This window comes from Aquabacterium sp. NJ1 (assembly GCF_000768065.1).
In the GTDB taxonomy this organism is placed as follows: domain Bacteria; phylum Pseudomonadota; class Gammaproteobacteria; order Burkholderiales; family Burkholderiaceae_C; genus Aquabacterium.
In genome coordinates this window covers 4,782,822-4,801,814 of the sequence record NZ_JRKM01000001.1, presented here as the reverse complement: position 1 = coordinate 4,801,814, position 18,993 = coordinate 4,782,822, and the positions used below count along the sequence as shown (strand labels likewise).

General features: G+C 62.8%; 17 protein-coding genes. 5 read left to right on the top strand and 12 right to left on the bottom strand.

The features are described 5' to 3' along the window. Window positions 1-89: 89 nt before the first annotated feature. The 4 genes from infB to JY96_RS23655 are packed head-to-tail and all read right to left on the bottom strand — an operon-like array spanning window position 90 to window position 5,538. Complete coding sequence (infB, locus tag JY96_RS20785) at window positions 90-3,155, bottom strand: translation initiation factor IF-2 (protein ID WP_035040365.1); 3,066 nt, start codon at window positions 3,153-3,155, stop codon at window positions 90-92. Between the two features lie 60 nt (window positions 3,156-3,215). Further along, a complete protein-coding gene (gene nusA / locus JY96_RS20780) occupies window positions 3,216-4,691 on the bottom strand; it encodes a transcription termination factor NusA (RefSeq protein ID WP_035040362.1) in 1,476 nt (491 codons plus the stop codon). Next, window positions 4,688-5,347: a ribosome maturation factor RimP gene (gene rimP / locus JY96_RS20775; protein ID WP_035040359.1), complete on the bottom strand. Its 660-nt coding sequence runs from the start codon at window positions 5,345-5,347 to the stop codon at window positions 4,688-4,690. The genes nusA and rimP overlap by 4 nt, the downstream gene beginning before the upstream one ends. Before the next feature lie 20 nt (window positions 5,348-5,367). Further along, window positions 5,368-5,538 carry a hypothetical protein gene (locus JY96_RS23655; protein WP_161784376.1) on the bottom strand — a complete coding sequence of 57 codons (171 nt, stop codon included), beginning with the start codon at window positions 5,536-5,538 and terminating at the stop codon, window positions 5,368-5,370. A 68-nt stretch (window positions 5,539-5,606) separates the two neighbouring features. Between JY96_RS23655 and fabI the strand changes: the two genes are divergently transcribed. After that, entirely contained in the window at window positions 5,607-6,389 is a 783-nt protein-coding gene (gene fabI, locus JY96_RS20770; protein ID WP_035040358.1) for an enoyl-ACP reductase FabI, read from the top strand. Between the two features lie 37 nt (window positions 6,390-6,426). On the opposite strand, the gene JY96_RS20765 is transcribed toward fabI, so the two are convergent. Further along, a complete protein-coding gene (locus tag JY96_RS20765) occupies window positions 6,427-7,401 on the bottom strand; it encodes a GlxA family transcriptional regulator (protein ID WP_052162828.1) in 975 nt (324 codons plus the stop codon). Window positions 7,402-7,467: 66 nt separating this feature from the next. Between JY96_RS20765 and JY96_RS20760 the strand changes: the two genes are divergently transcribed. From JY96_RS20760 to JY96_RS20750, 3 genes are all read left to right on the top strand, one after another. Continuing rightward, window positions 7,468-8,271, top strand: coding sequence for a glutathione S-transferase (locus JY96_RS20760; protein ID WP_035040356.1), 804 nt, complete (start codon window positions 7,468-7,470; stop codon window positions 8,269-8,271). Between the two features lie 88 nt (window positions 8,272-8,359). Beyond that, complete coding sequence (locus tag JY96_RS20755) at window positions 8,360-8,635, top strand: DUF4404 family protein (protein WP_035040353.1); 276 nt, start codon at window positions 8,360-8,362, stop codon at window positions 8,633-8,635. Between the two features lie 297 nt (window positions 8,636-8,932). Next, window positions 8,933-9,490, top strand: a complete 558-nt coding sequence (locus tag JY96_RS20750) for a DUF6160 family protein (protein WP_035040351.1) — start codon at window positions 8,933-8,935, stop codon at window positions 9,488-9,490. A gap of 5 nt (window positions 9,491-9,495) precedes the next feature. On the opposite strand, the gene JY96_RS20745 is transcribed toward JY96_RS20750, so the two are convergent. From JY96_RS20745 to JY96_RS20720, 6 genes are all read right to left on the bottom strand, one after another. After that, a complete protein-coding gene (locus tag JY96_RS20745; protein WP_035040349.1) occupies window positions 9,496-11,355 on the bottom strand; it encodes an ABC transporter ATP-binding protein in 1,860 nt (619 codons plus the stop codon). 12 nt (window positions 11,356-11,367) lie between these two features. After that, window positions 11,368-12,807 (bottom strand): ABC transporter permease, encoded by a 1,440-nt coding sequence (locus JY96_RS20740; RefSeq protein ID WP_035040347.1) that lies wholly within the window; start codon window positions 12,805-12,807, stop codon window positions 11,368-11,370. Between the two features lie 13 nt (window positions 12,808-12,820). After that, entirely contained in the window at window positions 12,821-13,804 is a 984-nt protein-coding gene (locus JY96_RS20735; RefSeq protein ID WP_035040345.1) for an ABC transporter permease, read from the bottom strand. Then, on the bottom strand, window positions 13,804-16,023 hold the full coding sequence (locus tag JY96_RS20730; RefSeq protein ID WP_052162826.1) for an ABC transporter substrate-binding protein: 2,220 nt from the start codon (window positions 16,021-16,023) through the stop codon (window positions 13,804-13,806). Before JY96_RS20730 ends, JY96_RS20735 begins: the two co-directional genes overlap by 1 nt. A 119-nt stretch (window positions 16,024-16,142) precedes the next feature. Beyond that, entirely contained in the window at window positions 16,143-17,087 is a 945-nt protein-coding gene (locus tag JY96_RS20725) for an LD-carboxypeptidase (RefSeq protein WP_035040343.1), read from the bottom strand. A gap of 27 nt (window positions 17,088-17,114) precedes the next feature. Beyond that, complete coding sequence (locus JY96_RS20720; protein WP_152606599.1) at window positions 17,115-17,534, bottom strand: hypothetical protein; 420 nt, start codon at window positions 17,532-17,534, stop codon at window positions 17,115-17,117. 344 nt (window positions 17,535-17,878) lie between these two features. Here JY96_RS20720 and JY96_RS20715 point away from each other — a divergent pair, with 344 nt between their 5' ends. Further along, window positions 17,879-18,823, top strand: a complete 945-nt coding sequence (locus tag JY96_RS20715; RefSeq protein ID WP_035040341.1) for a CysB family HTH-type transcriptional regulator — start codon at window positions 17,879-17,881, stop codon at window positions 18,821-18,823. Window positions 18,824-18,835: 12 nt separating this feature from the next. On the opposite strand, the gene JY96_RS23650 is transcribed toward JY96_RS20715, so the two are convergent. Further along, on the bottom strand, window positions 18,836-18,973 hold the full coding sequence (locus tag JY96_RS23650; RefSeq protein WP_161784375.1) for a hypothetical protein: 138 nt from the start codon (window positions 18,971-18,973) through the stop codon (window positions 18,836-18,838). Window positions 18,974-18,993: the final 20 nt, after the last annotated feature.

Genomic DNA, 18,993 nt, shown 5'->3' with positions numbered 1-18,993 from the left:
TTCCTGCTGCAGACATTGCGGCTGCCCTTCAAGCAGAAACCCCGCCTGGGTTCAGGCGGGGTTGCTTGGGGAGCAGCCTGTGCGTTTGTTTACAGCGTACGGGCCACTTCCTTGATTTCGAAGAACTCGAGGACGTCGCCTTCCTTGATGTCGTTGTAGCCCTTGATGTTGAGGCCACACTCGAAACCTTCGCGCACTTCCTTGACGTCGTCCTTGAAGCGCTTGAGGCCTTCCAGCTCGCCTGTGTAGATGACCACGTTCTCGCGCAGCAGACGCAGACGCGCATTGCGGCGAACCACACCGTTGGTGACCATACAACCGGCGATGGTGCCGATCTTGGAGGCGATGAACACCTGACGGATCTCGGCAGAGCCGATGACCTCTTCGCGCTGTTCGGGCGCCAGCATGCCGCCCATCGCTGCCTTCACCTCATCCACGGCGTCATAGATGATGTTGTAGTAGCGGATGTCCACACCGTTGTGCTCGGCCAGCTTGCGGGCACCAGCGTCCGCACGGACGTTGAACCCGATGATGACGGCCTTCGAAGCGATGCTGAGGTTGACGTCCGACTCGCTGATGCCACCCACGGCGGCGTGCACGATCTGGACCTTGACCTCGGGCGTCGACAGCTTGAGCAGCGACGTGGCCAGTGCTTCCTGCGAACCTTGCACGTCGGCCTTGATGATCAATGCCAGCGTCTGCACCTCGCCCTGGCCCATGTTCTCGAACATGTTCTCGAGCTTGGCGGCCTGCTGCTTGGCCAGCTTGACGTCGCGGTACTTGCCTTGACGGAAGGTGGCGATTTCACGGGCACGGCGTTCGTCGCTCAGCACCATGAACTCGTCGCCAGCGCCCGGCACTTCGGTCAGGCCCTGGATTTCCACAGGGATCGACGGGCCGGCTTCGACAGCGTTCTTGCCGTTTTCGTCCAGCATGGCGCGAACACGGCCGTAGCTGGAACCAGCCAGGACCACGTCACCACGCTTGAGCGTACCGGACTGCACCAGCACGGTGGCCACAGGGCCGCGGCCCTTGTCCAGACGGGCTTCGATCACCAGGCCCTTGGCCATGGATGCAACAGGCGCCTTCAGTTCCAGCACTTCGGCCTGCAGCAGCACTTGCTCCAGCAGTTCGTCGATACCGGTACCGACCTTGGCCGACACCGGCACGAAGGGCGAATCACCGCCGTACTCTTCAGGCACCACCTCTTCGGCAACCAGTTCCTGCTTGACGCGGTCCAGGTTTGCACCCGGCTTGTCGATCTTGTTGATCGCCACGACGATGGGCACACCGGCCGCCTTGGCGTGGTGGATGGCTTCCTTCGTCTGGGGCATGACACCGTCGTCGGCCGCCACGACCAGGATCACCAGGTCGGTGGCCTTGGCACCGCGAGCACGCATGGCCGTGAAGGCCTCGTGACCCGGGGTGTCGAGGAAGGTGATCATGCCGCGAGGCGTGTCAACGTGGTAGGCACCAATGTGCTGCGTGATGCCGCCGGCTTCGCCCGAGGCCACACGCGTGGTACGGATGTAGTCCAGCAGCGAGGTCTTGCCGTGGTCGACGTGACCCATCACGGTCACGACCGGTGCACGCGGCAGCGACTCGGCCGCCTGGTCTTCGTGTTCCTCTTCCAGGAAGGCATCCGGGTCGTCCAGCTTGGCGGCAAACGCCTTGTGGCCCATTTCTTCCACCAGGATCATGGCGGTTTCCTGGTCCAGCTGCTGGTTGATGGTGACCATCTGACCCAGCTTCATCATCTGCTTGATGACTTCGGAAGCCTTCACCGACATCTTGTGAGCCAGGTCGGCCACAGAGATGGTTTCGGGAATATGAACCTCGATGATTTGCGGCTCGGTCGGCGCCACGAAGTTGGACTGGCTCTCACGGTCACCGCGATCGCCACGGCGACCACCCTTGCCGCCCGGGGCCTTCCAGCTGTTGCGGCCAGGTGCAGCGGCATCGGTGCGACCCTTTGCCGGCGTGGGGCCGCCACGCTTCTTCTCGTCATTGGCCCAGCTCGACGACAGCTTCTCGGACTTGACCGACTTCTTGTCGCCAGGCTTGGCACCAGCCGCAGCGGCGCCAGGCGTGCCTGGGGCGCCCTTGGGCTTGTGGATCGTGCCCTTGATGCCTTCCTTGCCAACCGCCTCGGCAGGCTTGGGTTCTTCGGGCTTCTTGGCCGTCAGGACCTTCTTGGGCGCGTTCATCATCGCGCGGATGGCAGCAGCCTCGGCCTCGGCGGCCTTGCGGCGATTGGCCAGGTCGGACAGGCGCTGTTTTTCTTCGGCTTCGCGATCAGCAGCCTTGACGACACGCACCACAGGGGACTTGGGCGCTTCAGCGGCAGGCGCAGCGCTGGCCGTTGCGGCCGTCGCTTCAGCATTGACGACGGCTTCGACCTTGGCCTCTGCTTCGACGGGCGCGGTTTCGGCGGGCTTCTCAGCAGCCTTCTCGGATGCGGCCTTGAGCACGCCGCCTCGGGCGCCGCGTTGCGCAGCAGCCGTCAAGGCAGCGGCCTCGGCACGTGCTGCTTCTTGCGCAGCTGCGCGGCGGGCTACAGCAGCCTCACGCTCGGCGGCATCTTCCGCAGCAATCTTGGCGGGCGACTTGGTGGCCGCAGCCGCTTCACGCTCAGCCAGCTCGCGGGCGGCGCGTTCGGCCGCCGCAGCAGCGCGTGCTTCAGCTTCGGCCTTCTCGCGGCGTTCCTGTTCTTCGCGCTGACGACGGGCTTCAGCCAGTTGCTCTTCCTGCACTCGCAGTGCTTCGGCCTGGGTGCGCGCTTCTTCTTCGCGGCGAGCCAGTTCGGCCTCTTCCTGCGCAGCGGCGGCTTGTGCGGCCTCGTCGCTCACGTTTTCATCGCGCTTGACAAACACGCGCTTCTTGCGAACCTCGACCTGGATGGTGCGAGCTTTGCCCGATGCGTCGGCCTGCTTGATTTCGGTTGTCGACTTGCGGGTCAGCGTGATCTTCTTGCGATCGCCGCCGGCGGAGCCGTGGGCGGTGCGCAGGTGATCCAGCAGACGCTCCTTGTCGGCTTCCGTGAGCACGTCTTCAGGTGCACCCTTGGGTACGCCCGCAGACTGTAGCTGCTCCAGCAGTGTCGCAGCCGGGCGATTGAGCTCCGCGGCGAATTGTGCGACGGTGGTCACGGCCATTGTGTTAATCCTTGCGATGATGCTTGCTTAAATGAGTCGAGAGCTTGTTGCTGGGAGCGATCAGGCGAACCAGTGTTCACGGGCCTTGAGGATCAGGGCACGCGCTTGTTCATCAGACACGCCCGTGATCTCGGTGAGTTCGTCCACGGCCAGATCGGCCAGGTCGTCACGGGTGTGGATTCCAGCTTCAGCCAGCTTTGCGATCAACTCGGGGGTCAAACCTTCCAGACCCTTGAGATTTTCCGACAAAGTCTCGACTTCTTCTTCCTTGGCGATTTCCATGGTCAGCAAAGCATCCTTCGCGCGGGTGCGCAGCTCATTGACCGTGTCTTCGTCAAACGATTCGATTTCCAGCATTTCCTGCAGCGGCACATAGGCCACTTCCTCCAGGCTGGTAAACCCTTCTGCGATCAGGATGTCGGCGACTTCCGCGTCCACGTCGAGCTTGTCGACGAAGATTTTGCGGATGGAGTCGGTCTCGACAGCCTGCTTCTGGGCCGATTCCTCGGCCGACATGATGTTGATGCGCCAGCCTGTCAGCTCGGACGCCAGGCGCACGTTCTGACCACCGCGGCCGATGGCGATGGCGAGGTTTTCCTCGTCAACGACCACGTCCATGGCGTGCTGTTCTTCATCCACAAAAATGGATTGCACGTTGGCTGGGGCCAGCGCACCGATCACGAACTGGGCGGGATCTTCGGACCACAGCACGATGTCCACGCGCTCGCCAGCCAGTTCATTGGTCACGGCGGTGACGCGCGAACCGCGCACGCCGACGCAGGTGCCGATCGGGTCGACACGCTTGTCGTGCGACAGCACGGCGATCTTGGCGCGCGAACCGGCGTCGCGGGCGCAGCTCTTGATCTCCAGCAGGCCTTGTTCGATTTCGGGCACTTCCTGGCGGAACAACTCGATCATGAAGTCAGGCGCCGAGCGCGACAGCATGATTTGCGGGCCACGGGCCAGCGAATCCACACCCAGCATGTAGGCACGGACACGGTCGCCGGAGCGCAGGTTTTCCTTGGGGATCATCTCGGTGCGCTTGAGACGGCCTTCGACGCGCCCCGACTCGACGATGATGTCGCCCTTGTCCAGGCGCTTGACGGTGCCGACGAAGATTTTCTCGCCACGAGACAGGAAGTCGTTGAGCAACTGCTCACGCTCGGCGTCACGGATCTTTTGCAGGATGACCTGCTTGGCGGCCTGCGCACCGATACGGCCAATGGGCACGGACTCGATGGACTCTTCGATGTAGTCGTCAACTTCGATATCGGGGATTTGCTCCTCGGCTTCGAACAACAGGATTTCAGCGTCAGGCAGTTGCAGACCAGCCTCGTTGGGCACCACGTGCCAACGGCGGAAGGTTTCGTACACACCGGTTTCGCGGTCGATCGCCACACGGATATCGACTTCGCCGGGGTACAGCTTCTTGGTTGCAGAGGCCAGGGCGGACTCGACCGCACCAAACACCACATCACGGTCCACGCTCTTCTCACGAGAAATAGCGTCCACCAACATCAGCAATTCGCGATTCATTTCTTCTGACCTCCGAGTTCTTGCGCCTCATCTACGGCAACATCACCAGCAGCCGGGGTTGCCGCCCGACCGCTACGCCCTTTGAAACTCACCTCAGGCACCAGGCGTGCCTCGCGAATCTCATCAAGCGTGAAACCCAAAACTTCATCTACTTCCTGGGGCTGCACGATGCCTTTGGCCTGTTCCTTGGCCAGCTTTTTGGCGGCCGTCTTGGACAAAGGCTTGTCGGCGTCCGGTGCCTTGAGCACCAGCCCCCAGGCCTGCCCCGATTCGATCTGGGCAGGCTCAGCATCCTGTGATTGACACAAGATGCCACTGAATTTTTTGCGCCCCTGGAAAGGCACCTTCAGCGAGATCGCGACCTCTTCCCCCACAAAGCGCGCGAAATGCGCCGGGGTCTTGAGCGGGCGATCCACGCCGGGCGATGACACCTCCAGGCGGGCGTAATCTGCGTCGATCGTTTCCAGCGCATATTGCAGCTGGCGCGTGACCTTCTCGCAATCGTCTACCGTGACCAGATCGCCGGGCAGATCGTAGGCCTGACCAGGCAGGCGATCGATGTACACGCGAAGCAAACCTTGCGAACTGCGTTCGCAGTCCACAAGCTCGTACCCGAGGCCGGTTACGGTGGTTTCAACTACTTTGAGCCAGGTCATTCAGTCGTGAAAACGATCAGTCAAGCGATCTTCAAAAACGGTCGAGCAAAAAAAATGGGCTGGAAGACCCGCCCATTCGTGACAAACACGAGACGTGCTGCTTTGTGCCCCGCAAACGCGAAAGGCTTGTCAAAAAGCAGCCAATCCTGCATTTTACCCTGAGGAACGCGCTCGATCAAGACTTCGGCCACAAATTCTCTTTTATGCACATTGCCATGCCAAAATCCGCGCCTGGTTTAGCACCCCTTATGGAGACCTCATGGGATTTCTTGCCGGCAAACGCCTGCTGATCACCGGCCTGCTGTCCAACCGCTCGATCGCCTACGGCATCGCCAAAGCCTGCAAACGCGAGGGCGCCGAACTGGCCTTCAGCTATGTGGGCGAGCGCTTCAAGGACCGGATCACCGAGTTCGCCAAGGAATTCGATTCCGAACTGATCTTCGACTGTGATGTCGGCAGCGACGAACAGATCGACGCCATGTTTGCGGACCTGGCCAAGGTCTGGCCCAAGTTCGATGGCTTTGTGCACTCGATCGGCTTTGCGCCACGCGAGGCCATCGCCGGCGACTTCCTGGAAGGCCTGTCGCGCGAATCCTTCCGCATCGCCCACGACATCTCGGCCTACAGCTTCCCCGCCATGGCCAAGGCCGCGCTGCCCTACCTCAACGAACGCGCCGCCTTGGTGACGCTGTCCTACCTGGGTGCAGAGCGCATCGTGCCGGCTTACAACACCATGGGCCTGGCCAAGGCCTCACTGGAAGCCAGCGTGCGTTACACCGCCGCGAGCCTGGGCCCCAAGGGCATCCGCGTCAACGGCATTTCGGCCGGCCCGATCAAGACGCTGGCTGCCTCGGGCATCAAGGGCTTCAGCAAGATCCTCAGCGTGGTGGAAGAAAACGCGCCGCTGCGACGCAACGTCACCATCGAAGATGTGGGCAATGTGGCCGCATTCATGTTGTCGGACCTGGCCGCTGGCGTGACCGCCGAAATCACCTATGTGGATGGCGGCTTCAGCCACGTGATGGCCGGCGGCAACGAGTAAGCCTTTTTTGGCGCAAGAAGCTGCCGCAGAAGCGCCCTCACCGGTGCTTCTGGCGGTAAGCCGCGGGGGTCATCCCCACCATTTTCTTGAACAGGCGCCCGAAGGCCACCCGGTCCTGGTAGCCCACCCGGGCAGCAACCTCGGGCACCGGCAGGCGCTCCAACTCCAGCAAATCCTTGCTGCGCTCGATGCGCGCGGCCTGCAGATACTGGACAGGTGTCATCCCAGTGGCCGCCAGGAAACGCCGCTGCAAGGTGCGCACACTGACATGCACCCGCGCCGCCATGTCACCCAAGCCCCAAGCTTCGTGGCAACGCGATTCCAGTAGATCCTGCAGTCGCCGCATTTCCTTGTCTGCATGGCGCCGCATGCCCAATGAAGGCATGAAGCGAGACTGAGGCCCCCGGTTCAGATCGGTCACCAGCATGGCGGCCAGCCCCCTGGCTGTGGCACGGTCGGTCAGCATTTGCACCGCGTACAGGCAAGCATCGACACCCGCCAGCGAGCCGCCCGAGCAGATCAAGCCGCCCTCCTGCACCAGGTTGTCGGCCGCATCGATCTGAATCTCCGGGTAACGCGCCTGCAAGCCCTCTGCCAGCAGCCAGTGCGTGGTGGCGCGCTTGCCCGCCAAGCGCCCCGTGGCCGCCAGCATGTAGGCACCGGAGCACATGGCCACCACCAGCACATGCTCAGGCAGATCGCGCAGGGCCTCGACCAACCGTGGGTTGTGCTCGATTGCCGTTGCGCCCTGCGTCCACATGGATGGCACCACCACCAGATCCGCGCCAGCCAGCAAGGCCACACCGCCATCCACACTCAATACACCGTCGGGATGACGAACAGCCGCGCCGTCATTGCTCACCCGCACCAATTCGAAGCGATGCGAGCCTGGCATCTGATTGGCCATGCGGAACACGTCCATCAGCAAGCCCAGGCTGGCCAGACTGGCCTGTGCACAGACCAGCACCCCCACGCGATGTGACTTGTCTATATCAGCCTCAAAGATGTCCATGACGCCAATTGTAGGGATTTGGCGGCTTGACCAGAATGGCGCCATTCCCCGCACACCCTCACCCTCATGAACTCCGCCACGCCTGGCCTGACGCTCTACACCTTCGCCATGTCGCACTACAGCGAAAAGATTCGCTGGACGCTGGACCACAGCCGCCTCCCCTACCGAGAGGTCTGCATGACACCGGTTTTTCACATGGTGCCAGCCCTGCGCATGGGCAAACGGAGGCAGACCACCCTGCCCATCCTGCAAACACCTCATCGGGCCATTCAGGACAGCCCCCGCATCCTCGATTGGCTGGCGGAGAACCTTGGCCCGCTGGACGCCTTGCCCCAAAACGGCATGAAACAGGTCCGCGAGGTAGAGCAACGCTTCGACGCCATTGGCAAAGACGTGGCGCGCTTCCTGTATGCCAACAGCTTCGGCACGGCCGACGAACACATCAAGCGCCTGTGGGTGGAGCACGCCACGCCAGGCCAGGCCGCGTTCATCCGTGCCGCCTACCCCATCATCCGCTGGGGGTTCAAACGCAAGCTGCACATCACACCCAAGCACAGTGAGATTGCGCGCGCTCGCATCACGCAAGCCATGGATTGGCTGGAAGGCCAGTTGCGAGATGGGCGCATCTACCTGGTTCAGGATCGCTTCTCGGCGGCGGACATCACGGCCGCATCCCTGCTGGCACCCATTGCCTGCCCGGCCGAACACCCTGTCTACGGCGACCCGCAGTTCGCCCGAAGCATGGCCGCCGCCATTGCGCCATGGCGAGACCGCCCCGCCCTGCAATGGGTCAGGCAGACGTATGCAAAACACCGCGGCAGCCTTCAGGGCGGCGCGTTTTCACCACAAGCACGGAGACTGGGCGCGTGAATGACCTGGATCACGCCGATGATGACGCCTTGCCCTATGCACCGCCGAGCGGGCTTGGCAGAATCAAAGCGTGTACCGGAGAAATCACATGGACAAACAAGAATTGGCAGCGTTGTTGAAGAAGCTGCAGGCAGAACTGGAATCGGGGCAACCGGTTGACGGCCAGCTCAAGCAGCAGTTGCAGGCGCTGGATCAGGACATCCAGAAAGTGCTGGCACAAGGCAGCCCTCAGGCTCGCGACACCGACGAAGCATCGCTGGGGGAGCGCGCCACGGAAATCGAAGCGCGTTTTGCCAGCGAGCACCCCTATCTGGCCAGCACCTTGCGCGATGTGATGGACACCCTGGGCAAGATGGGCATTTGAACGGCGCACCAGTCGTTTCAAACAAATAGGCGCCATCAACCCTCTGCAAAGCGCCCTGTTTTGCCTGAGCACGCCAAAATCATGTAGCCCATTTCAAACAGACTGTTGTTTCAAGCGCTTATCACCTAGGCAAGCACGACCATGTGCGTCAGGATGCACAGATCAGGTTCACCAAAACGTGATCCGGCTGTGCCTCTTGTCCAGGGCCGCTGTGGCCGTTTCCCGTGCGCAGAACCTGACAACGTCCACCTGCAAGCCATGCAGGTTCAGGTATCACACTCTTTCGGGAAACATCACATGACAATGTTCAAGCGTTCCGCCGTGGCCATCGTTCTGTCCGGCCTTGGTCTGGCTGCCTCTGCCATGAGCCCCGTTCAAGATCAGGATCTGAGGCAAATCAGCGGCCAGGATGGCGTCTCCATCGCCGGCGACCTCAACATCAACATCGGTTCCTTTGTCTACAAGGACACCGACGCCACCGGCGGTTCGGTCTCGTTCAACAACATCGGGATCAAAGGCATGTTCGTGATGACCATGGACATCCTGGACTCGGGCGAAATCACCACATCCATCCTGCAGTCGATGACCAAGTACATCGGCTTCCGCAACGCCGTGCATGAGTCGGTGAAGCTGCTGCCTTACGACGCCGTTGACAACCCCACGGGCGCCGGCATTTACGACGGCTCATCCGACGTGGTGCAGTTCGCCTTCCCCAACGCGCACCTGGACAGCCGCCTGACACCCAGCATCACGGTGGCGTCCATCACGATGGGCAACAGCAACCAGTCGTTTGGCAGCTTCGCCATCAACAACATCGACATGCAGGGCACCAAGATCTGGATCTGGGCGCACTGACCAGATCAGACGGGGCGGCGAGGCACGGCGGCCAGCAGCGTCCTGGTGTAATCGTGCTGCGGTGCTTCAAGCACCGCTTGCGCCTCGCCCTGCTCCACCACCTTGCCCTGCTGCATCACCGCCACGTGGTCAGCCAGATAAGCCACCACGCCCATGTTGTGGGTGATGAACAGCATGCCCAGCCCCAGTTGCTGCTGCAGTTCGCGCAACAGATTGAGGATCTGCGCCTGAACGGACACGTCCAGCGCAGAGGTGGGCTCATCACACACCAGCACCCGAGGCTCCACCGCCAGCGCGCGCGCAATGGCCAGACGCTGGCGCTGCCCACCCGAGAACTCATGCGGGAAGCGTTGCAGCGCATCCGAACGCAGGCCCACACGCTCAACCAGTTCGCGGACACGGGCCATGCGTTGATCAGCCGACCAGTCAGGGCGCAGGATCAGCAACCCCTCCTGCAGGATGTCTTGCACGCGCATGCGTGGGTTCAAGGACGCGAACGGGTCCTGGAACACCATCTGCACCGAGCGGCGCGCGCTGAGCAACGCGGCCTGCTGCATGGCAAACAGGTTCTGGCGGCCCTGATCCGTTGTCAGCCAGGCCTCGCCAGACACCTCGATGTGAGGCTGCCCGCGCAGCAGCTGCACGATGGCACGGCCCGTCGTGGTCTTGCCGCAGCCGGACTCGCCGACCAGCGCCAGCGTGCGGCCAGCCTGAACACCAAAAGACACGTCTGACACGGCCTGCACGACATGGCGCGGCCGCAACAGCCCGCCGCCTGAGGTGAAACGCACGTTCAGCCCTTTGACTTCCAGCAGCTGTTCGGCCACCGATTCGGCCTGGCTGAAAGGCTGCTCACGCTCGCTGGCCTGGACGACCGTCGCCCCTTGGCCTGACTCGATCGGGAACCAGCAACGAACCACGCTGCCGCCATTGGCCTCGAGATGCGGGGCTTGTGTCTGACATTGCGCCTGGGCGCGCTCGCAGCGGGGCGCAAACCGGCAGCCGACGAATGCCTGCCACAAGGGCGGCACCGTGCCGCTGATGGCCGCCAGCCGCTTCCCCCGCAAGGCGGCATCCGGCAAGGCTTGCAACAGGCTGCGCGCATACGGGTGACGGGGTTGCTTGAAAAAGGTGGGGGCGGGTGCCTCTTCGATGATCTGCCCGGCGTACATCAGGGCCACGCGGTGCGCCATGTCGGCCACCACGGCCAGATCATGGGTGATCAGCAGCAGGCCCAACTGGCGCTCGCTCTGCAGCGCCTTGAGCAAATCGAGCACCTGCTTCTGGATGGTGACGTCCAGCGCGGTGGTGGGCTCGTCGGCGATCAGGAAATCGGGCTCGGCGGCCAGCGTCATGGCGATCATCACGCGCTGCTTCTGCCCTCCACTCATCTCGAAGGGGTAGCTGTGAACGCGGCGCTCAGGCTCCGGGATGCCGACGCGCTTGAGCCACTCGACCGCCTTGCGACGCGCGGATGCGCCGCGCAGACTGGTGTGCGCTTCGATGGCCTCCACGATCTGGTCGCCCACCCGCATGACCGGGTTCAGGCTGGTGGCGGGCTCCTGGAAGATGATGCCCACGCGCCCGCCGCGAACCTTGCGCATGCTGGACTCGGGAAGGGACAACAACTCGGTGGGTTTGGCATCCGGCACGTGGTTGCTCAAGGCCACGCGGCCACGCGCAATACGGCCGTTGTCTGGCAACAAGCGCATGATCGCCAGGGCCGTCATGCTCTTGCCGCAGCCGGACTCGCCCACCAGGGCAAAGGTCTCGCCACGTTGCAGCGTCAGGCTGATGCCGTCGAGCGCCTTCACCAGGCCCGCATCGGCCTCCAGCACCACTTGCAGATCTTGCAGTTGCAGCATGGGGCTTGGTCCTCAGGCGGTCACGGCCTTGGCCGAGGGTTTGACGGGGCGATAGACACGGGCGCGCGGGTCGAAGGCATCACGCACGGCGTCGGCAAACAGGTTGGCAGCCAGCACGATGCTCACCATGAACACGAAGGCCGAGGCGAAGGACCACCACACGACCGGGTCACGCGACATCTCGCCACGCGCCTGGTTGATCATGCCGCCAAAACTGTTCATGGACGGGTCCACGCCAATGCCGACATAAGACAACACCGCCTCGTACAGGATCAGCCCCGAGAACTCGATGACCGTGGTGATCAGCACCAGGTGCATGACATTGGGCAGGATGTGGCGGCGCATGATGCGCCATGGCGTGGCCCCAAAGGCCGTGGCCGCCTGCACGTATTCGAGCTCTCGCAGTTTGAGGGTTTCGGCGCGCAGCAGACGGCACAGCCCCGCCCAGCCTGTCACGCCCAGGATCACGCACAGCAGGAAGATCTTGAGATCGGCACGCTCCAGGCCGGTCTCGAACAGCTCCGGGTGCTTGTCGATGAACACCTGCATCATCAGCACGCACGCCGCGATCAGCAGGATGTTGGGCACCGAGGACAGCACGGTGTAGATGTACTGGATCACGTCGTCCACCCAACCTTTGAAGTAACCCGCCGCGATCCCGAAGGCCAATGCCAACGGGATGGTGGCGATGGTCGCCAGGCTGCCAATCACGAAGGCGGTGCGGATGCTCTTGATGGTGCTGTAGAGCACATCGTTGCCCGTGCGGTCGGTGCCCAGCACGTGGTAGCCCTGCCCCCAACTCAATGCAACACCCCAGGACAACAACAGCGCCATGCAGCTGGCGGTCATCCAGGCAGCGCGCCAGGCCAGGGGGTTGTCCTCGCCCATGCGCTTGCGCCACAAGGCAAACAGCAGCAAGGCCACCGCCACACCACCAGCCGTTCCGGCCAGCAGGCGCTGCGCCACATCGGGCGCCCAATCTCTTTCGGCATCCTGCAGGCCAGCGCCACCATGCTTCAAGCGCGGGAAGACCCGCTTGGGCAAGGCCGGCAGGCCGTTCTCGTCCAGCACCGGCTTTTCACCCAGCTTGGGTGGCACGGTTTCCTTGGTGAAGCCGTAAGTGGCCAAGGGCCTGGAATAGCTGTTCTCGCGGCTGTCGATGAGCTTGCGCAAGCCCAGATCCAGCACAGAAAGGGTGCGCGTGTCATAGGCCTGGGCTCCACCATTGACCGCGGGCAAGGCCAGCCTGAAATGCAGGCTGTCGGCCAGGGTCACGGCCAGCATCACGACCAGCACCACGGCCGAGGCCATGCCGGCGGGCGTCACGAACACGCGCTGCCAGGTCGCCCGCAGAGCCTCATCCCTACGCACCACGCGAACGTACTGCACCAGCCCGATCAGCATGAGCCACAGCACCACATCGGTCCACAAAACGACGGCCTTGAATCCCATGTGCGTTCCCGCCTTATTGCATCCGGACCCGAGGATCAGCCCAGGTATAGGCCACATCGATCAGGATGTTGGAGAGGATGTACAGCACAGCCCCCAGAAACACCATCGAACGCACGATGGCGAAATCCTGACTGGCAATGGCATCAATGGTGTAAGCGCCCAGGCCGGGGATGCCGAAGAAACTCTCCGTCAGCAGCCCGCCCATGAACAGGCCCGGCAGCAGGCCACCCGCGCTGGTGATGATGGGCAGCATGGCGTTGCGCAGCACGTGTGCACGCATCACGCGCACTTCGCCCAGGCCCTTGGCCCGCGCGGTGCGCACATAGTCCTTGCCCGCCTCCTCCAGAAAGAGCGTGCGGTAGAAACGGGCCTGCCCGGCCAGACTGGCCAGCAGCATCAAGCCGATCGGCAGTACCAGAAAGCGCAAGGCATCCAGGCCATTGGCGTAACCCGAGATGGGCGCCAGCCTGGCCATGCGTGAAAACAGGAACTGCCCGGCAATGATGTAGATCAGGCTGGAGATCGACATCATGAACACGCAGGCCACCACGCCCCAGAAATCGATGCGCGTCCCGCGGAACATCACCAGCCACAGGGCAAAGATCACACTGGCCAGCAGGCCCAGCAGGAACAGGGGCACCGTCAGCTGCAGGCTCACCCCCATGCGCTGGCGGATCTGGTAGCCGATGTCGCCGGCGCTGGCATTGTCTGCCCGCCCGAAATCGAACTTGAACAGCGACACAGATCGATCCCAGAACACGGTTTCGGTCAGCTTGTCGGCGCCACTCAACTTGTCGTTGAACAGCAGGGGCTTGTCATAGCCGCGCTCGACCTTCCACTTCTCGATCTGGTCCGGTGTGACACGCTTGCCGCCAATGTTCAGGCGCGCCATGTCATCCGGCGTGTTGACCGTGAAGAAGAGCACGAAGGTGATGAGGTTGACGCCGATGAGGATCAGCAAGCCATAAGCCAGTCGGCGCAGCACATAGTTCAGCATCAACGCCCCTTGCTCAAGGAACCGCTCGCATCAGGCGGTTGCGCCGTCTGCATTTCGCGGGCTCTGATCATGCGCACAGCCCACCAGCCCATGCCGGCCAGCACCAGCACCAGCAGGGCCAGCGGCCAGTAGATCGGCTTGTTCCATTCTCGCAGGCTGCGTGCCCGCTCGGCGGTGTCGATGCGGTAGTACTGGGCCTGGTCGCGCACCATGATGCTTGGCTTGCCGTTGTGCACCCAGCGGTGGTACGCCCCCGAGGCATACGGGAAGTAGCCCCATGACCATGGCGCATCTTCTTGCAGGATGCGCACCATCTGGTCGATCACGGCCTGCTTGGCCGGGCCGTCGTCCATGAAGCGCAGCTTGGCATACAGCCTGTCGTACTCGGGGTTCTGGTAGTTGGCGGCGTTCTCGCCATCGTGCACGGACTTGGCGCCCGGGCCGTAAAGCAGGAAGAGGAAGTTCTCGGCATCCGGGTAGTCGGCCAACCAGCCCCAGCTGAAGATCTGGTGCTTGCCGCGGCGTACCTTGTCCTGGAACTGGTTGTAGTCCGTGGCGCGAATTTCCAGCTGGATGCCGAGCTTGGCGAACTGCTTGCTCGTCCAGTCCAGCGTGGCCTTGGCCTCTGGCGTGGCGGGCGCGCCGTAGTCATAGTTGAGCACCAGCGGCTTGCCGGTCTTGGCGTCGCGGCCATCGGGGTAGCCGGCCTCGGCCAGCAGCTTCTTGGCGTCCTCGATGGGGCGGCGCACGATCAGGCCATTGACCAGCTTGTGCGTCACGGGGTTGAGCCCCTCAGGCGTACCGTGGCGGGAGCCAAATACCCCACCTGGCAGCGGCCCCTGGGCCACTTCACCCGCCGCCTTGGGGAAGATGCGGTTGTACTCGTCCCAGTCGATGGCGATCGACAAGGCCTGGCGCAGCTTGCGGTTGCGCACGCGCTGCTCGGGCGTGTCGCCCTGCCCCACGACCGGGTCCAGCCAGTTGAAGCCCATGTACTTGCTGGACAAGTCCACATTGCGCGCCAGCACGATGCCCTTGTCGGTGAACTCCTTGTTGAAATCCGGCGAGTCTTCCATCTGGATCTTGTAGGCCGTGCCGTAGCTCATCTGGTCGAACTCGGGGATGTCCAGATAACCCTGGCGGAACTTGGTGTCCTGGGGTACCGCTTCCTTTTCGATGTTGAAGACGATGGTGTCGATGAATGGGGTGCGCTTGCCACAATCGGCCAGGCGGCCTTCAGCCTTGTCCTGGGCCGTGCCTTCGCAGGGATAAGGCTCACCCCGATAGTTGGGATTGCGCTTGAGCACGTGGCGGCGGTCCTGCACGTAGTCCCACATCATGTAAGGCCCCGTGCCCACCGGCCAGGTGTTGAGCGACAGGCCGTTGTCAGCCATGCCAGGCTGCGCGTAGAAGGCATCGGCCTCCCAGGGCACGGGCGCCAGGAAGGTCATGGCCATCCAGTACTTCCACTGCGGGTACTTGCCCATGATGCGGATGCGCAGGGTGTACTTGTCCACGGCCTGCGCGCCTGCCAGCGGCCATTTGCGGAAGTCGAGGAAAGGTTTGTCGCGTGCAGAGGGCGGCAGGCCGGCACGCAGCTTCTTGTCTTCGGCGCGGATCAGCTTGCCGTAATCGGCCAGGCCCACCACATACTCCGAGAAAGTACCGAACACGGGCGCGGCCGTGCGCGTGGTGGCGTGGCGCTTGATGGCGTAGACATAGTCTTCGGCCACCAGCTCGCGCGTGCCCTGATGTTCAAACTGCCAGGGGCTGCGCTTGCCGCCAACCTGCTCGCGCGTGAGGTGGTGATACAGGTAATGGCCTTGCGCATCCTTGGCAAAGGCCGGGTGCGGCGCAAACTGGATGCCGGGTTTGAGTTTGACCTCATACACGCTCTCGGCGATCTGGTCTGCGGGCGCATCGTCCGGCAAGGCCTGCCCTTGCTTGCCGATGTAGTGGGGCGCCACCACCGCCTGGGCCGCCCTGGGGATCAAGGTGTAAGGGCGCTTGAGGTAATGGTAGGCGTACAGCGGCTCGTAGATCTGGTAGGTGTATGGCGTTTCGTTGCTGCTGTAGGACGAGGTCGGGTCCAGGTAGCGCGGGGAGCGCTCGTTGAACGCCGTGTACAGCGTGTTGCTGTCGGCGGCGCCTTCAGGGTACGGGCTGTTGTTGCAAGCTTGCAAGGCGCCTGCCAGCAAGCCGAGCAGCAGCAGGCGCATCGGCGCTCGCCAGGCTCGCCCGAGAACAGCCAGCCCGTTGGATGCGCGGAGAATGCTTTCCAGCCAAATGTGCATGAGCCTATTGTGGCTTGGCTTGCAGGCGCTTCAGCCCAGGGGGATCACCACATCACAAAAGCGTCGCGCCCTTGCACCACCAGGTTGACCTGGCGCCCCAGGGGCAAGCTGAGCTTCACGGGGACATGACCAAAAGGCAGCCCGGTCAGGATGGGCGTCTTGACCTGCGTGTGCAGGTAGGCGATGACCGACTTGAGGTTGTAACCCCGGTCCAGCGGCGACTTCCGGTACTCGGTGAAGGCCCCCAGCACGATGGCTTTTTGCTGCGCCAGCACACCCGCCTGATGCAATTGCAGCAGGGCGCGCTCGATGCGATAGGGGTGCTCGTTGACGTCTTCCAGGAACAATACGCCGCCCTTGATCTTGGGGAAATGCGGCGTGCCCAGCATGGCCTGAACGATGGCCAGGTTGCCGCCCCACAAGCGCCCGCTGACCTCCAGCCCATCGGCGCCATGTTCAGTGCGAAAGCCCACGGCCTCCAGCTCGCCGGTCATGGCTTCCACAAAACAATCCTGGGTGACGTCATCCCCCCCCTCCAGGCTGTCTGCGCGACCGAAATCGTCACAGGCCATGGGGCCGGCCCAGAAGCCCGCGCTCACGCCCTCGCCCACCTTGGCCGGGCCTGCGGCTTTGTGAGCCAAAGCGCCCAACTGCAAGGCCGTCACATCGCTGTAGCCCACCCAGGCGGATCCGCGCTCCACACTGCGCGCCAGCAGCTTCCAGTCGATTCGGTCCAGCAAGCGGCTCAAGCCATATCCACCGCGGGTGGCCAGGATCACATCGGGTGCGGCCTTAGCCACGCGGTGAATCGCCGCGAGGCGCACATCGTCGTCACCCGCAAAACGTTGGTGCTTGGTCAGCGCGGACTCGTCCACCGAGGCATCAAAACCCAAGGCCTGCAGACGCTTGGCGGCTTTGCGAACAGGGGCAGCCGTCGGCACGATGCCGGAGGGGCTGAAGATGATCAGGGAGGAGCGGGCATCAGTCATCCCGCTATTCTGACCGAGCCAGCGCGCTCAAAGCCCGCTGCGCTGCGCCTTGGCCAAAGTCTTGACCTGAAAGCTGCCATCGTTGTCGAACAACCAGGCTTCGATCAGCCCGTTGCGACGCAGCTCCGCCTTGGCCGCTTCGCTGAGCGGGATATGGGGCGCACGCCGCACGGTTTCGATGGCGCGCGCCAGCATCTCAGGTTGCTCATCGTTCGTGCGCAGCACCTCGGCGCGCCAGTTCTCGGACTCGTCCAGCTTGACGTTCAGCACGATGACCGCACGCAGCATGGGCTGAGGGTTGCGGTTGTGCACCAGCTCGGGTGAGCCGTCGTACACGGCGTGGGCAAAGTCGCGCTTGATGTCATCCGGCACGCCAGGGAAGGCGGGCTTGGCCACCGCCAGCAGCAAGCCAGCGACGAAACTGAAACAAATTGTTTTTGCCTGCATGACGGACTCCGAACAAGTGGGACACGTGTTCCCAGCAACTCATACCGTCAGCCGGCTGTCCAGTGGTCGATGAACGCGACGCGTGAAGGATTTCGCGAGGAACTCGGAAATCTGTGGAACAAACCGCCCCGATCGAGAACGTCGGCCGCCTCCAGACGAAACGCCGACCAGGCAAGCTCAGGCGTGCCAGGCGCAGGGCTGTATCAACCGTTTACAAAGCACCCCTCAAGCTTCGGCCGCACCGGCATCTAGCGCGCTTTTCGCATATCCATAGAAGCAAATATATGTTTTACTCATAAATAAGCATAGAGAAAATGCAGTCTTCGCATTTACAGATACCGCCTATGAACTTCCAGCAACTGCGTTCCGTCCGCGAGGCCGTACGCCGTGGGTTCAACCTGACGGAAGTAGCCAATGCGCTGCACACCTCACAACCTGGCGTCAGCCGCCAGATCCGTGAACTGGAAGAGGAGCTCGGCATCGACCTGTTTGTGCGCGCAGGCAAGCGTCTCACCGGCCTGACCGAACCGGGCGCCCAGGTCCTGCCCATCATCGAACGCTTGCTGACAGACGCAGACAACCTGCGGCAGTCCTCAAGGGACTTTTCCGAGCATGGTGTCGGCCCCTTGTCGATTGCAGCCACGCACTCGCAAGCGCGTTATGCCCTGCCATCAGCCGTCAAGGATTTTCGGGAGATGTTCCCGCAGGTCACCCTCAGCCTGCACCAGGGCTCGCCCCAGCAAGTGGCCAGCATGCTGATCAACGGTGAGGCCGACATTGGCATCGCAACCGAATCGCTGACGCAATACCCCCAGCTGGTCACCCTGCCCTGCTACACCTGGTCCCACGCCGTGGTGGTGCCGCCCAATCACCCGCTGCTGCACGGCGAGGCATTGACGCTGCAGCGGCTGGCTCAGTTCCCGCTGATCACCTACGACGAGGGCTATACCGGCCGCTCCCACATCGACGACGCCTTCAAGCGCGAGGGCATCAAACCATCCATCGTGCTCACGGCCATGGATGCCGATGTGATCAAGACCTATGTGGAACTGGGCATGGGGGTGGGCATCGTCGCGGCCATCGCCTTTGACGAAGACCGAGACCTGAACCTGCGTGGCCTGGGGGCAGGCCACCTGTTCGCGGTCAACATGACGCGCCTGGCCTTCCGCAAGGGGGCCTTCCTGCGCAACTATGTGTACAGCTTCATCGAAACCTTCGCCCCGCCGCTGACCCGCAAGGTGGTCGAGATGGCGGCAGGCGCCGAAGCGGGCGAGCAGTTCGATATCTGAAGCAGCAAACGCTCAGGCCTGGCGAACCAGCGCGATCTGGCTGGCCAGACGAGCGCGCAGCAGGGCGGCGCATTCAAGCAGCCCACCCAGGGCAGCCAGGCTCAATACGGCCAGCTTGAAAAACTGTCGACCTAAGTGATGACGGGCCATGCAGGTGCTCCCGAGTCCGA